This window comes from Salegentibacter sp. T436 (genome assembly GCF_001932675.1).
Taxonomy (GTDB): Bacteria; Bacteroidota; Bacteroidia; order Flavobacteriales; family Flavobacteriaceae; genus Salegentibacter; species Salegentibacter agarivorans.
Genome location: NZ_CP012872.1, coordinates 345,795 through 359,162, shown reverse-complemented (window position 1 = coordinate 359,162; position 13,368 = coordinate 345,795). Strand labels below are relative to the sequence as shown.

16 protein-coding genes are annotated in these 13,368 nt (G+C 37.1%); 8 read left to right on the top strand and 8 right to left on the bottom strand.

The genetic code is table 11. The features are described from left to right. Positions 1-20: 20 nt before the first annotated feature. Positions 21-932: a bifunctional 5,10-methylenetetrahydrofolate dehydrogenase/5,10-methenyltetrahydrofolate cyclohydrolase gene (locus AO058_RS01585; RefSeq protein ID WP_075324924.1), complete on the top strand. Its 912-nt coding sequence runs from the start codon at positions 21-23 to the stop codon at positions 930-932. A 96-nt stretch (positions 933-1,028) separates the two neighbouring features. Here AO058_RS01585 and AO058_RS01580 read toward each other — a convergent pair whose 3' ends face one another. The 4 genes from AO058_RS01580 to rluF form a co-directional block, all read right to left on the bottom strand. Continuing rightward, the gene (locus tag AO058_RS01580; protein ID WP_317040656.1) at positions 1,029-1,430 is read right to left on the bottom strand and encodes a YkvA family protein; all 402 of its coding nucleotides are present in this window, start codon (positions 1,428-1,430) and stop codon (positions 1,029-1,031) included. Between the two features lie 31 nt (positions 1,431-1,461). Beyond that, on the bottom strand, positions 1,462-2,481 hold the full coding sequence (locus AO058_RS01575; protein ID WP_075324923.1) for an AI-2E family transporter: 1,020 nt from the start codon (positions 2,479-2,481) through the stop codon (positions 1,462-1,464). A gap of 18 nt (positions 2,482-2,499) precedes the next feature. Further along, entirely contained in the window at positions 2,500-2,922 is a 423-nt protein-coding gene (locus AO058_RS01570; protein WP_075324922.1) for a VOC family protein, read from the bottom strand. A gap of 93 nt (positions 2,923-3,015) precedes the next feature. Next, on the bottom strand, positions 3,016-3,825 hold the full coding sequence (gene rluF, locus AO058_RS01565) for a 23S rRNA pseudouridine(2604) synthase RluF (RefSeq protein ID WP_075324921.1): 810 nt from the start codon (positions 3,823-3,825) through the stop codon (positions 3,016-3,018). Positions 3,826-3,959: 134 nt separating this feature from the next. Here rluF and AO058_RS01560 point away from each other — a divergent pair, with 134 nt between their 5' ends. The 4 genes from AO058_RS01560 to dnaG all read left to right on the top strand — a co-directional run bounded on the left by AO058_RS01560 (position 3,960) and on the right by dnaG (position 8,425). Further along, on the top strand, positions 3,960-4,520 hold the full coding sequence (locus AO058_RS01560; protein ID WP_075324920.1) for an RNA polymerase sigma factor: 561 nt from the start codon (positions 3,960-3,962) through the stop codon (positions 4,518-4,520). Continuing rightward, positions 4,507-5,271: a hypothetical protein gene (locus AO058_RS01555; protein ID WP_075324919.1), complete on the top strand. Its 765-nt coding sequence runs from the start codon at positions 4,507-4,509 to the stop codon at positions 5,269-5,271. The genes AO058_RS01560 and AO058_RS01555 overlap by 14 nt, the downstream gene beginning before the upstream one ends. 51 nt (positions 5,272-5,322) lie before the next feature. Next, positions 5,323-6,372: a YbaB/EbfC family nucleoid-associated protein gene (locus AO058_RS01550; RefSeq protein WP_075324918.1), complete on the top strand. Its 1,050-nt coding sequence runs from the start codon at positions 5,323-5,325 to the stop codon at positions 6,370-6,372. A gap of 88 nt (positions 6,373-6,460) precedes the next feature. Then, positions 6,461-8,425: a DNA primase gene (gene dnaG, locus AO058_RS01545; protein ID WP_075327850.1), complete on the top strand. Its 1,965-nt coding sequence runs from the start codon at positions 6,461-6,463 to the stop codon at positions 8,423-8,425. Here the strand turns inward: dnaG and AO058_RS01540 are convergent. Continuing rightward, positions 8,418-9,056: a response regulator gene (locus AO058_RS01540; RefSeq protein ID WP_075324917.1), complete on the bottom strand. Its 639-nt coding sequence runs from the start codon at positions 9,054-9,056 to the stop codon at positions 8,418-8,420. The two genes, dnaG and AO058_RS01540, sit on opposite strands and share 8 nt — an antisense overlap. Positions 9,057-9,169: 113 nt before the next feature. Continuing rightward, positions 9,170-9,961 (bottom strand): NAD(+) synthase, encoded by a 792-nt coding sequence (gene nadE, locus AO058_RS01535; protein ID WP_075324916.1) that lies wholly within the window; start codon positions 9,959-9,961, stop codon positions 9,170-9,172. A gap of 105 nt (positions 9,962-10,066) precedes the next feature. Here nadE and gldB point away from each other — a divergent pair, with 105 nt between their 5' ends. The 3 genes from gldB to AO058_RS01520 all read left to right on the top strand — a co-directional run bounded on the left by gldB (position 10,067) and on the right by AO058_RS01520 (position 11,798). Then, positions 10,067-11,026, top strand: a complete 960-nt coding sequence (gene gldB, locus AO058_RS01530; protein ID WP_075327849.1) for a gliding motility lipoprotein GldB — start codon at positions 10,067-10,069, stop codon at positions 11,024-11,026. Further along, on the top strand, positions 11,026-11,364 hold the full coding sequence (gene gldC, locus AO058_RS01525; protein WP_075324915.1) for a gliding motility protein GldC: 339 nt from the start codon (positions 11,026-11,028) through the stop codon (positions 11,362-11,364). Before gldB ends, gldC begins: the two co-directional genes overlap by 1 nt. Positions 11,365-11,438: 74 nt before the next feature. Beyond that, positions 11,439-11,798 carry a GTPase gene (locus AO058_RS01520; protein ID WP_075324914.1) on the top strand — a complete coding sequence of 120 codons (360 nt, stop codon included), beginning with the start codon at positions 11,439-11,441 and terminating at the stop codon, positions 11,796-11,798. 4 nt (positions 11,799-11,802) lie between these two features. On the opposite strand, the gene yihA is transcribed toward AO058_RS01520, so the two are convergent. Next, positions 11,803-12,420 (bottom strand): ribosome biogenesis GTP-binding protein YihA/YsxC, encoded by a 618-nt coding sequence (gene yihA, locus AO058_RS01515; protein WP_075324913.1) that lies wholly within the window; start codon positions 12,418-12,420, stop codon positions 11,803-11,805. A 65-nt stretch (positions 12,421-12,485) separates the two neighbouring features. Continuing rightward, positions 12,486-13,253 carry an alpha/beta fold hydrolase gene (locus AO058_RS01510; protein WP_075324912.1) on the bottom strand — a complete coding sequence of 256 codons (768 nt, stop codon included), beginning with the start codon at positions 13,251-13,253 and terminating at the stop codon, positions 12,486-12,488. Positions 13,254-13,368 lie beyond the last annotated feature (115 nt).

The following is a 13,368-nucleotide window of genomic DNA, read 5'->3' as shown; positions in this document are numbered from 1 at the left end:
GGGCTTATAGATTACTGATAATGATCATTTTAGACGGAAAAAAAACCAGCAACGATATTAAAGATGAGATTGCTGCTGAGGTTGAAAAGATTAAAAAAAGAGGTGAAAAAGTACCTCATTTAGCTGCAATTATCGTTGGGAACGACGGTGCCAGCTTAACCTATGTAAATGCAAAAGTAAAATCCTGTAAACGCGTAGGATTTCAATCTTCTCTATACAGATTACCAAATACGGTAAGCGAGTTGGAGTTACTTGACAAGATTGAAGAACTAAATCAGAATGATGATATAGACGGATTTATTGTTCAGCTTCCATTGCCTCCGCAAATTGATACGCAAAAAGTATTAAACGCCGTTGACCCCGATAAAGATGTAGATGGTTTTCATCCTACCAACTTTGGAAAAATGGCTTTGGATATGACGTCTTTTATTCCAGCTACTCCTTTTGGTATTTTAGAATTACTGGAGCGTTATGATATTCCTACCAAAGGAAAACATACCGTGGTTATTGGTAGAAGTTATATAGTGGGAAGACCTATGAGTATTTTAATGGGACGGAGTGGTTTCCCTGGAAACTCAACCGTAACTTTAACTCACGAATTCACCAAAAATATTACCCAAATAACTTCTCAGGCGGATATTATTATAATTGCCGTTGGAATTCCAGATTTTCTGAAGGCGGAAATGATTAAGGATGATGCAGTAATTATTGACGTTGGAATTACCAGGGTGCCAAATGATGAAGCGGAAAAAGGCTATGTAATTAAAGGTGATGTAGACTTTGATAATGTAAGTAAACGTGCCTCTTATATAACGCCTGTGCCTGGTGGAGTAGGACCAATGACGGTTTCAATGTTGCTTAAAAACACTTTGCTTGCTACAGAAAGACATAAGAAAAGAGCAAAAGAAAACAGTAAAGCCAGATCTGTTTAAGCAGGTTTTCAGTATAAAAAAAAGTCCTGTTAGATCTTACATTTAGTAGATTTAACAGGACTTTTTCATTGATTGGGATTCAGAAAAAAATAGAAACTAATCTTCTTCTAATTTCCAATCTAAATATTTATGAAGGTCAGTTTCAATAAATCTTAAGGTAATGGTCAGTAGCGCAAAATCATCTACATAACCAATTCCGGGCAGAAAATCGGGTACTATATCTAACGGATTAAGCACGTACAGGAGCACAAAAGCTATGGCGGCTATAGAAAACCACGGGATATCTTTGTAAACACCTTTTCGGTAATCTTTTAGCATCCCAAACATCACTTTTCCCAGCTCAGTATATTTTCTTAAAGCACCAGAATTATTAATTTTATCATCAATTTCTTTTTGATTTTTTACGGCAATATCAATATCGCCATCTTTAATTTGAGTAGCTCCTTTTTTTAGGTATTTCTCATCAATTTCTTCTTTCTTTTTACTAAACATATTCATAATTCTTCATTTTGTGGTTAGTAGTTATTTTTTAAAGTCGGTCGTGGGCATTTCCGTATTCCTTTTTATAAATTTTCAGAATTAATAAAAACAGGGAAATAAGCAAAGGCCCAAAAATTAATCCTATAAAACCAAACAGCTGTACTCCAACAATTACACCAAAAAGGGTGATTAGCGGATGCACAGCGGCGAGTCTATCCAGGATATAAAGTCTAATAATATTATCGGTAGAACCAACTACAACAAAGCCGTAGATTAGCATTGCAATGGCCTGCCAGTTATCGCCCTGGGCTATTAACAGTATTACTACCGGGAGAATACCAATTGCCGTACCTATAAAAGGAATCATAGATCCTATGGCGGTTATTACAAACCAAAAGAAAGGATCTGGTACACCAAAAATTAAGTATCCAATAAGTGCAATAATTCCCTGGAATATAGCCACCAGCGGAATACCCAATGCGTTAGATTTAACAAGTTGATCACTTTCTTGTGCAATTATCTCCAGGTTATCATTCCCAAGCGGGATATAAGAAATAAGAGAAGATTTCATAGACTCTCTTTTAACCAGCATATAGTAAAGCATAAAATACATAATACCAATAGCAATAAAGGCATTAAATGTGCCGCCTGCCAAACTTTGCAGGTTTCCAGACATCCAGTTTGTTACAGAAGAGGTATCTATAGACTCACTTAAACTATAACCTATATAGGTTTCAGCTTCGGTAAGTTGTTCTTTAACGGCCCTAATGACACGTTCAGAGTTTGCAACCGCTTTACTAATTTTAGAAGTAAGCATTACTACAATTAGTATAATAGGCACCAGGATACCTACAAAAGATCCCGCCATTAAGAGCGCTGCTGCTACCGGAGGTTTCCAACCCCTGGCCAGTAATTTTTTCATCCAATTGCGCAAAAGAACGTATAAAGTAATTGCCCCTAAAACCCCCGAGAGGTATGGGATAATTTCTTTAAAAATTAAAACCGTTAAAAAGATAATGAGCATTAGTACGAAAATTTGCCGTACCAGTGCCGGTTTTAATCTATCCATATTTTTGTGCTTGGTTGGTTATTTTGCAAATAGTTGTTCTTTATTTTTAAAGGCTTTGAATTCCAGTGCATTTCCGCTGGGATCTTTAAAAAACATTGTGGCTTGTTCCCCTACCTGGCCCTCAAAACGGATGTAAGGCTCAATTTCAAAATCAATATTTTTTGATCGTAATAAATTAGCAAATTCCTGAAATACTTCCCATTCCAGAACTACTCCAAAATGCGGTACAGGCACATCTTTACCATCTACAGGATTGCTATGTGCTTTTTCGGTTTCGTTAGCCGGTTTATAATGAATTACCAATTGGTGCCCGAAAAAATTAAAATCTACCCAATGATCACTGCTGCGGCCTTCGCCACAACCCAGGGTTTCTTTATAAAATTTCCTGGCTTTTTCTAAATTTGATACCGGGATTGCTAAATGAAACGGTTGTACCTTCATAAATCTTAATAGAATTACATTATTATACGCTATTAAAATTAACAAGTAATCTTAACATGCGGGCAAGCCACAGCGCTAATAATGTGTTAAGATTTAATCTTTACGAGGTCTTTTGCCAGATCGCAGTTTTGTTTTAGATTTTAAAGCAGAAGCTTTAAGACGGGAAGCTTCTTCTGTCTTGCTGGATTCGTCTACCATGTGGTTGATGGTATTAAGTTCTTCCTGGGTAAGGTCACGCCATTGCCCCACCGGGACGTCCAGGCTAACATTCATAATTCTAATGCGTTTAAGCGCGGTAACTTCATAACCTAAAAACTCACACATTCTACGAATTTGTCGGTTTAGTCCCTGGGTAAGTATAATTCTGAAATCATTCTTTCCTAATTTCTCTACTTCGCATTTTTTAGTGGTGGTTCCCAAAATAGGTACTCCATTGCCCATTCTTCTAATAAAATCTGGAGTAATGGGTTTATTGACTGAAACTATATATTCCTTCTCGTGGTTGTTCCTGGCGCGTAGAATCTTATTAACAATATCCCCATCGTTGGTAAGAAAAATAAGTCCTTCACTGGGTTTATCCAGTCTGCCAATAGGAAAAATTCTTTTCGGATAATTTATATAATCAATAATATTGTCTTTTTCCACACGGGTATCGGTGGTGCAAACAATGCCTACCGGTTTATTGAAGGCGATATAAACATTTGGTTCTTTTTTTTCTGCATCAGAAACCGTTTTCCCGTCTACTTTTACCACATCATCGGGACCAATTTTGGTGCCCATTTCGGGTACAGCTCCATTAATGGTCACCCGGCCCTGATCTATGAGTTTATCAGCCGCGCGGCGTGAGCAGTAACCTATTTCACTTAAGTATTTATTTATTCGGGTAAGCTTCTGTTCAGACATAAAAAAGATTGTGCTGCAAAGATACAAGAATTCGCCGCGAAACTAATTTTTTAAAAAATAATCAAGGTACAGGCAACCTTTTGTAACTTTCCTGCGTCTATGTAAATAGAAGGCCTTTTAATTAGAAAAATCGGGTGAAAGTAATTCAACTCTTTAAAAACGAAACTCAATTAATAAAGCGTGCGGCTAAAAAAGACCGTAAGGCGCAGCGCGAATTATATGAGTTGCATTCGGGAAAAATGCTTAGCGTTTGCCGGCAGTATATAAAGGATATGCACCACGCCGAAGAAGTTATGCTTAACGGATTTCTAAAAGTTTTCACCCACCTTAAAGATTTTGAATCCAAAGGAAGTTTTGAAGGCTGGATAAGAAAAATTATGGTGAGGGAATCAATTTCTTTTTTAAGATCACAAAAGAAAATTGTTTTTAGTAACGAAGAAATCGCAGACACTGGTTTTTCTGAAGAAATGAATACAGAGCTAAACGTGGCACATATTCAAAACCTCATAGACAATTTGCCGGAAGGCTACAGGATGGTTTTTGTTATGTATGCGGTAGAAGGATATAAGCACGCCGAGATTGCGAAAATGCTGAAGATAACCGAAGGGACTTCAAAATCGCAATTATCTAAAGCGAGAAAAATGTTGCAGGAGCAGTTAAATACACAAAACACATCGGATTATGGAATTAAATAAATTCGAAGAAAACACCAGGGAAATATTAGGAAAAAGGGAAATTAAGCCTTCTGCCCAAAGCTGGGAAAAGTTGGAGGCTAAATTAGATGCTGAAGCACACAAAACCTCTCCAACCCCCTGGAAATATATTGCCGCTGCAGTGGCAGTGCTATTAATTGCAGGAACTTTTATGTGGAATAACAATTTTTACGAAAGTCCGCAGGTTGTTGAAGAACCGGTAAACGAGATCATAAAAAAACCTGAAGTAAAACAAGAATTTACGCAAGAAAATAAGACACAAATAGCTTCTGAAGAAATTAAAAAGGAGGAAGAAATTTCAACTGAAAATAATACGAAAAATGATATTGTAGTAGTACCTGAAATTTCAGTAGAAGAAGAGAATGCTGAAACGCCAATTTTCGAAGAAAATAGATATAAAGAAGCTGTTGTTTTAGAGCCAATAAGCTTGGAACCTCCAATTTTAGAAGAAAAATTAATTCAATCTAAACTTGAAGAAGTGATTGCGGCCACTAGCAAAAATGATAAAATCTCTGAAGATGAAGTAGACGCGTTATTAGCCCAGGCGGCTTCAGAAATAAGTAGGGAAAGAGACAGGTCGCAATTTTACAATTCAAATAACGAGATTAGTGCCAATGCACTTTTGGCCGAAGTAGAAGACGAGATTTACCAATCTTTTAAAGCAAAAGTTTTTGAAGTTTTAAAAGAAGGATATCTCAAGGCTAAAACTGCGGTTGCCAATAGAAACTATTAATCATCAAAATCCCACCAACGGGTCATTCATCAAACATCAAAATCAATTATTATGAAAACACTTACTTTTTACGTCGCGCTTTTAGTATTTAGTTTTGCGCATCAGCAGGTTTCTGCCCAAGAAGTTGCTTCTGCAGAGACAGAAATATCTTCAGATGAGAAAGCCAGAGAATTTTTTGAAAAGCAAAAAGCTGAAATTATTGAAAAGGAGAAAACAAAACTAAAATACCAGATTGAGCGTATAAACGGCCAACTGGAAAGAAGTGAAATCACTAAAGAAGAAGCCGAAAAACAAAAGAAAGAATACGCTGAAAAGCACGCAAAAAATATTGAAAATAAAATAGCCATTTTGGAGAATGAAATGGAACTGAGGGATAGAAATGATTCTTCTGGAAATTATATTGCAATTGGCGGTAAGGGAAAAGTCTTGGATATTAATATTAATACAAAGAAGAAATACGATAAACGTACCACCAGTGATTTGGTAGTCGCTGCCGGTTTTAATAATGCCCTGGAAGAAGGCCAATCTCTCAACGATTCAGATTTTAAATTGGGAGGTAGCCGATTTTTTGAACTTGGTTGGGCGTGGAAAACACGGGTTTTTAAAGAAACAAACTGGTTGCGCATTCGTTACGGACTTTCTTTTCAATTTAATGGATTAAAACCTACCGATAATCGCATTTTTGTAGAAGATGGAGACGAAACTTACCTGCAGGAATTCGCATTAGATCTTGATAAATCTAAATTTAGAATGGACAACCTGGTAGTTCCGGTTCATTTTGAAATTGGTCCTTCTACAAAAACCGAAACCGAAGATCGGTTACATTTTTCTACCTATAAAATGCTGAAAATTGGATTTGGTGGTTATGCCGGTTTTAATATTGGGGAACGCCAAAAACTAAAGTATAAGGATGATGGCGATAAGGTGAAGGAGAAGCTTAAAAACAATTATAATACTAACGATTTGGTTTACGGATTGAGTGCTTACCTGGGCTGGGGTGGCGCCACGCTCTACGGGAAATACGATCTAAATCCAATTTTTCAGGACCCAAACTGGGAATTACACAACTTTTCTTTAGGACTTCGGTTTGATGTTGATTAGCCAATTTTAAATTGTAATTTTGTTTTGAATTTACAGACCCCATAGGTTTCCAAAACCTGTGGGGTCTAACCGCTTAAACAACATCAATTTGATCTCAAAATCCACTATAGACAATGTGTTTGAAACCGCCCGGGTAGAGGAGGTTATTGGTGATTTTGTTCAGCTAAAAAAGTCAGGATCTAATTTTAAGGGTTTAAGTCCGTTTAGTGATGAGCGAACGCCAAGTTTTATGGTTTCTCCCGTAAAACAGATCTGGAAGGATTTCTCAAGCGGAAAGGGTGGAAACGTCGTTGCTTTCCTTATGGAGCACGAACATTTCACCTATCCTGAAGCCATAAAATACCTCGCTAAAAAATACGGAATTGAGATCGAGGAAACCCAGCAAAGCAACGAGCAAAAACAGCAAGCCGATGAGCGGGAAAGCATGTATTTGGTTTCAGAATTTGCTAATAAACATTTTCAGAAAAACCTGCATAAAACCGATTTAGGGAAAGCTATTGGATTAAGCTATTTCAAGGAGCGTGGTTTCACTTTAGAAACCGTCAAAAAGTTTGAACTTGGCTATTCTTTAGACGAATGGGACGATTTTACTAAAGAAGCGCTCGCTGAGGCCTACAAATTGGAATACCTGGAAAAAACCGGACTTACCATTGTAAAAGGCGAAAAGCAGTTTGATCGATTTAAAGGAAGAGTGATGTTCCCTATTCATTCTATGTCTGGCAGGGTGTTAGGATTTGGAGGTAGAATTCTTACCAATGAAAAAAAGGCGGCAAAATACCTGAATTCACCCGAGAGTGATATTTACCATAAGAGTAAGGTTTTATACGGGATAAATTTTGCGAAACAAGCCATCGCCAAAGAAGATAATTGTTTTTTGGTTGAAGGTTATACCGATGTAATTCAGTTTCATCAAAGTGGGATTGAAAATGTAGTTTCTTCTTCAGGAACTGCATTAACTCCTGAACAAATTCGCTTAATTAACAGACTTACCAAAAATATTACTGTACTTTTTGATGGTGATGCCGCTGGAATAAGAGCTTCGCTCCGCGGAATAGACCTAATCCTGGAGCAGGGAATGAATGTGCGGGTTTGTACTTTCCCTGAAGGTGAGGATCCCGATAGTTTTGCAAAGAATAATTCAGATGAAGCTTTAGCTGAATATCTTCAAGAGAACGCACAGGATTTTATTAGTTATAAAGCTTCCTTACTAATGGAAGAAGCGAAGAAAGATCCGGTCAAGAAAGCAGAATTAATTCGGGATATAGTAAATAGTATTTCGAAGATTCCAGATACTATTCAGCAGGAAGTTTATTTACAGGAATGTTCCCGAATTATGGATATTTCTGAAAATGTATTGTTTTCCAGCCTTGCACAGCTCAATGCGAAAAGTGGAAGAACTTCTCCTCAACAACAGCAGAAAAAGAAATCTTTTGATGTAGTTAAAGAAGAACCGCAACCAAAGGCAGCTAAAGTAGACGAGCAATACGAGCTTGAGAAAAAAATTATTAGTCTGCTGCTTCAGTATGGAACTGTGGAGGAAGATTTTGAAGATCTGGTGCTTAAAGAAAAAGAAGACGGGGAGCTGGGTTTAGAAAAGGAAATACAAAGAACAAGAGTTTTTGAGAAAATATTTTTAGACCTGCAGGAAGATGAAATTGCTTTTACCAATCCTAAATTCAGGGATATTTATACTGAATTAATGGCTCGGCTAAATAGTGAAGAAAAATTTGAAGTTAAGAATTTTATTAATGATATAGATCCGGAGCAGGCTTCTGAGATCACTTCAATTTTAATGGAGGAAGAGCAATATAAATTGCATGAATGGGATCGGCAAAACATTTTTGTGAAAGCAAAAACCGAAACTATTTCAAGGCACGTTAGTGAAACCATCCTCTCGCTGCGCAGATTTTTAATAAATCAAAAAATAAACGAACTTTCAGAAAAGGTAAAAACTCCAGCTGAAGAGCAGGACACCCAACATGTTCTTGAAGACGTAAAAGATTATCTTAGTTTGAAGAAGGTTCTCTCAGAGAAGCTTAATCGCGTTATGTAGTATTTATTTGTAATAATCTTGATCTGGTAATAAGATCGGCAATATTGTCTACCTGTAATTTTTTAAGTAGCCTGGTTTTATAAGTACTTACCGTTTTTTCATTAATAGAAAGTGCCTCGGCAATGTCTTTATTTCGTTTTCCGGAAGCGATAAGGTTTAAAACTTCAGATTCGCGTGTAGAAAGTTTCTTAAATTTTGCGATTAAATTTCTTCCGGGAGACATCCCTGCGTTTAGTTTATCGGTAATTTTTTTGTTGAGATAAATTCCGCCTCTGGCTACCTGGTAAATGGCTTTTTCCAGTTCTTCTGGTTTTGCAAGTTTAGAAATATAACCTGCCGCTCCCGCTTTTATAGCGCTTAACGCATAAACTTCTTCAGGATGACCGGTACAAACGAGAATTTTTACTTTTGAATAATCGGTTTTAATGGTGCGAAGCGCGTTAATCCCGTTTATTTCGGGAAGGTCAATTTCTATAATTAAAACATCTGGTTGGCTTTCGCTTAAAAATCCGTACAGCTCCATCCCGCTATGTACGCTGCCTACTAACTCAAGCGCCGGGTTTTTTCTAAGGATACACCTGATACCCTCATGCACCACAGGGTGGTGATCTGCAATTAATACTGTACTCATAATAAAAGGTTGGTTAAAAAACACGCCGGGGTAGGACAAGCGCGTATATACTATTAAAAATAACCGATTTTCCCTCTACTTCCGTTTTTTGAGTACAATAATCGATAAAAAGATTACTTTTTAAGATTAACGGGAATATTGCACACCGGGATAGGTTTCATTTTGTGTAAATTAGCCCCATGCCTACTTTTATAAATTTTAAAAACTTCCTGTTTTCTTCCTTCAAAATCTTCAGCGGTTTTTCCGTTTTCGGCTTCTTTCATCGCCCATTCCAATTCGGGATAAGATGCGCCAATTTGATCTTCGTCGGTACGGCTGTCCCCAAAAAGTCCGTCTGTTGGTGCAGCATTTACAATTTCAGGAGTAACTCCTAAAAACTTAGCGATTTCAGTAACTTCAGTTTTCATAAGGTCGGCAATAGGGCTTAAGTCTACGCCGCCGTCTCCGTATTTTGTAAAAAATCCCACGCCAAAATCTTCTACTTTATTTCCGGTTCCTGCTACCAGGTAGCTATGTAGGCCGGCAAAATAATATAAAGTAGACATTCTTAATCTTGCCCGGGTATTTGCTAATGTGAGATCTAAAGTATCTGAAGCTTCAACCTGTGGAGCCGCTTTTTTAAATTCATCAAAAACCGGAGTTAGATCAACTTCCAGGTTGGTAACATTAGCATAATGTTGCTTTAACCAGTCTATATGCTTTTGGGCCCTGGTCACCTGGTCTGTATGTTGGTGAATAGGCATTTCTACACAAAGTGTACGCAAACCAGTTTTGGCGCAAAGTGCTGAGGTTACTGCCGAGTCAATTCCACCGCTTATTCCAAGCACAAAACCGTTCATTCCGGCATTTGTAGCGTATTCCTTTAACCAGTTAACTATGTGATCTACCACTTTTTCAGTTTGCATAATTTTGGGTGATTAAGTTTGTAAATAATACCTTTGCACACAAATCTACTATTTAAACATAATTATTAAAAGGGCAGGGCGTTAAAGCCTTCATAAAGAATGCCTATGTATAAGAAAATAATTTTCTTGCTTTGTACAATTGTTTTTGTTTCCTGTAATGAGGATGCTAAAATTGAAAAAGAGATTGCAAAAGTGCCGGTAGATTTTGAAGTGGTTCGTTTTGACAGGCAATTTGCCGAAGCCACGCCGCAAAAACTTATGGATTTAAAACAGGAATATCCGTTCTTATTCCCACAGCAGTTTTCAGATAGCGTTTGGATTTATAAACTTACCGATACCATTCAGCAGGAAATAGATGCCGAAGTAGCTAAGGCTTTTCCTTCTTTTGAAAATCAAAAGGCCGAAATTCACAGTCTTTTTCAGCATATAAAATATTATTTCCCCGAGTTTGAGGCGCCAAAAGTATTTACGCTAACCTCTGAAGTGGATTATAAAAACAAGGTGATTCTTCAGGATGATTATTTATTTATTTCACTGGATACTTATTTAGGGGAAGAGCATCATTTTTATATTGGGATCCAGGATTTTTTAAAAAAGAATTTTAGAAAAGACCAGATAATCCCGGATGTTGCCAATGCGTATGCCGAAAAATATGTAGAAAGGCCGCGTTCCAGAACTTTTCTTGCCCATATGGTATATTATGGCAAGTTATTGTATTTAAAAGATAAGTTTATTCCTGAAGTAACTGATGCTGAAAAAATAGGATATACTGAAGAAGAGCTCAATTGGGCCCAAAAGAATGAAGCGCAAATGTGGCGGTATTTTGTAGAAAATGAATTGTTTTTTGATACCGATACCGAACTTTATTCGCGGTTTCTATATCCTGCACCTTTTTCAAAATTCTACCTGCAACTTGATGCCGAATCTCCCGACAGACTTGGCCAGTATATTGGCTGGCAGATTGTGCGTAGTTATATGAAAAAAACCGATGCATCTTTAGAAGAAATGATAAAAACCGATGCCGAAACGATATTTAATAAAGCGAATTTTAAACCAAGAAAGTAATGTCAGAATTTAAAAAATCAGAAATAAACATAGAAGTAGTTACCGATGAAAATCGTGTGCCGGAAGGAATTACCTGGAGTGCCGAAGATGGCAACGTTTATAAAGAAGAAGCCAAAGCTTTAATGCTTTCGGTTTGGGACAGCAAATCGCAGGAAACACTGCGTATAGATCTTTGGACCAAAGATATGCCGGTAGACGAAATGAAGAAATTCTTTCATCAAACCCTGGTTTCTATGAGTGATACTTTTAACCGTGCCACCCAGGATGAAAAAATGACTGCTACAATGAAAGATTTTTGCGATTATTTTGCTGAAAAGCTTGAAATCACTCAAAAGTAAACTACCTTGAAGCAAGTTTATGAAGTATATAGAAATAATACTTCCGTGACGGTGCATTAAATCTGGATTACCGAGTGGAAAAACTCATTTTTGTATATAACGCGTATTCCGGTACCCGCCACGTGGTGCTGGATGCGCTGCATAAATTAATTAGGCCTAATACTTATGCCTGCAGTATTTGCAAAGTTACCCACGGCATTTTATCGGAAAATTCAAGGTGGAAAAATTATAGGCTGGCTTCAGAAGTAAAAATGGAGTTTTTGCATATAGACGAATTTCAGAAGCGATATGCTTCAAAATTCGGGTATAAATACACGTTTCCTATAGTTTTGTGGGAAGATGAAGGCGAAATGGGAATATTTATTTCTACTGAAGAGTTAGAAAGAATTCAAAATGAGGAAGACCTAATTAATTTGGTTGAAGAAAAACTTTAATTGATTATTTGGGAGAATTAGAAGAATTTAACTCGGTATTTATTGCTTCAATATAATCTAAAATCTCATCCTGTCCCAATTTTGAGGTAGCAGAGCTTACAAAGAATTCAGGCATCTCTTCCCATACTTCCAGCATTTTATCCTGGTAATTATTAATGTTTCTTTCCAGGGCTTTGGGCTTCATTTTATCGGCTTTGGTAAAAATTATACAGAAGGGAACGTTGTGTTCGCCAAGCCACTGCATAAATTCCATATCTATAGGTTGAGGTTCGTGCCTGCTGTCTATAAGTACAAAAGCACATATCATTTGCGCTCGATCCTCAAAATATTTGGTGATGAATTTCTGAAAAGTCCTTTTAGTAGATTTTGAAACCTTTGCATAACCATAACCAGGTAAATCTACAAGGTGCCAGTTCTTATTGATCAAAAAATGATTAATAAGTTGTGTTTTCCCGGGTTTTGCCGAGGTTTTAGCAAGTGCTTTCCTGCCGGTAAGCATATTTATCAAAGAAGATTTACCAACGTTACTGCGGCCAATAAAAGCGTATTCGGGCAGTTTGCTATCAGGGCATTGATTTACCCGCGTATTGCTCACCACAAATTCAGCCGACTTAATTTTCATCTTAAAATGTTTAAAAGTAATATTTGAAAGAGACCTAAAAAGAAGCTTTAAATCTTTAAACTTTCTTATTTAAAATTCCGTTTTTTCAGCCAGGCGTGAAGCAATTCATTAAAAACAATTGGGTGTTCCATCATTGCAGCGTGGCCGCATTTATCTACCCAGTACAGATCGGCATCGGGAAGTAAACGCTGAAAGTCTTCAGCAACTTCGGGCGGAGTAACATTATCGTCTTTTCCCCAAATTATACAGGTTGGGGTTTTCATTTTTGGTAAATCTTTGGCCATATTGTGTCTTATGGCGCTTTTTGCAATAGCAAGGGTTTTTACCAATTTGTTACGATCGCTTACCGTTTCGTAAACCTCGTCTACCACTTCTTTTGTTGCAACTTCAGGATCGTAAAAAACATCCTGTGCTTTTTTCTTTATAAATTCGTAATCACCACGGCGCGGATAGCTCTCACCCATAGAATTTTCATAAAGTCCCGAGCTCCCGGTAATTACCAGCCCTTTAACTATCTCAGGATATAATTTAGTAGCCAGTAGAGCAATATGCCCGCCAAGAGAGTTTCCCAACAGGATTACTTTATCGTAACCTTTATAATCTACAAATTCTTTTAAATATTTAGCAAAAGTCTGTACGCTGGTTTTAAGTAGCGACATGGAATAGAGGGGTAGTTCTGGAATTACCACTTTATAACCATGCTTCGGAAAATACTCTGTAACCCCATCAAAGTTACTTAAACCGCCCATAAGTCCGTGTAAAATAACTATCGGGGTTCCTTCTCCTTGCTCCAGGTACGTAAACTTTCCCTCTTGCCTTAAATTATTCTTCATTGATTGGCTTTGCGGTTAGCAATCGCAAATATAGCGATTTCATTACAAGTATAATCATTTTTGAGAAATAGCAAAGCCATTTAAGAAATGCATTTCTGCCTCAAAAATTAAATTT

Coding starts and splice junctions, on each gene's coding strand:
- AO058_RS01585 (WP_075324924.1), top strand. CDS start 21: ATGATCATTTTAGACGGAAAAAAAACCAGCAACGATATTAAAGATGAG.
- AO058_RS01580 (WP_317040656.1), bottom strand. CDS start 1,430: ATGAATATGTTTAGTAAAAAGAAAGAAGAAATTGATGAGAAATACCTA.
- AO058_RS01575 (WP_075324923.1), bottom strand. CDS start 2,481: ATGGATAGATTAAAACCGGCACTGGTACGGCAAATTTTCGTACTAATG.
- AO058_RS01570 (WP_075324922.1), bottom strand. CDS start 2,922: ATGAAGGTACAACCGTTTCATTTAGCAATCCCGGTATCAAATTTAGAA.
- rluF (WP_075324921.1), bottom strand. CDS start 3,825: ATGTCTGAACAGAAGCTTACCCGAATAAATAAATACTTAAGTGAAATA.
- AO058_RS01555 (WP_075324919.1), top strand. CDS start 4,507: ATGGAATTAAATAAATTCGAAGAAAACACCAGGGAAATATTAGGAAAA.
- AO058_RS01550 (WP_075324918.1), top strand. CDS start 5,323: ATGAAAACACTTACTTTTTACGTCGCGCTTTTAGTATTTAGTTTTGCG.
- AO058_RS01540 (WP_075324917.1), bottom strand. CDS start 9,056: ATGAGTACAGTATTAATTGCAGATCACCACCCTGTGGTGCATGAGGGT.
- nadE (WP_075324916.1), bottom strand. CDS start 9,961: ATGCAAACTGAAAAAGTGGTAGATCACATAGTTAACTGGTTAAAGGAA.
- gldB (WP_075327849.1), top strand. CDS start 10,067: ATGTATAAGAAAATAATTTTCTTGCTTTGTACAATTGTTTTTGTTTCC.
- gldC (WP_075324915.1), top strand. CDS start 11,026: ATGTCAGAATTTAAAAAATCAGAAATAAACATAGAAGTAGTTACCGAT.
- yihA (WP_075324913.1), bottom strand. CDS start 12,420: ATGAAAATTAAGTCGGCTGAATTTGTGGTGAGCAATACGCGGGTAAAT.
- AO058_RS01510 (WP_075324912.1), bottom strand. CDS start 13,253: ATGAAGAATAATTTAAGGCAAGAGGGAAAGTTTACGTACCTGGAGCAA.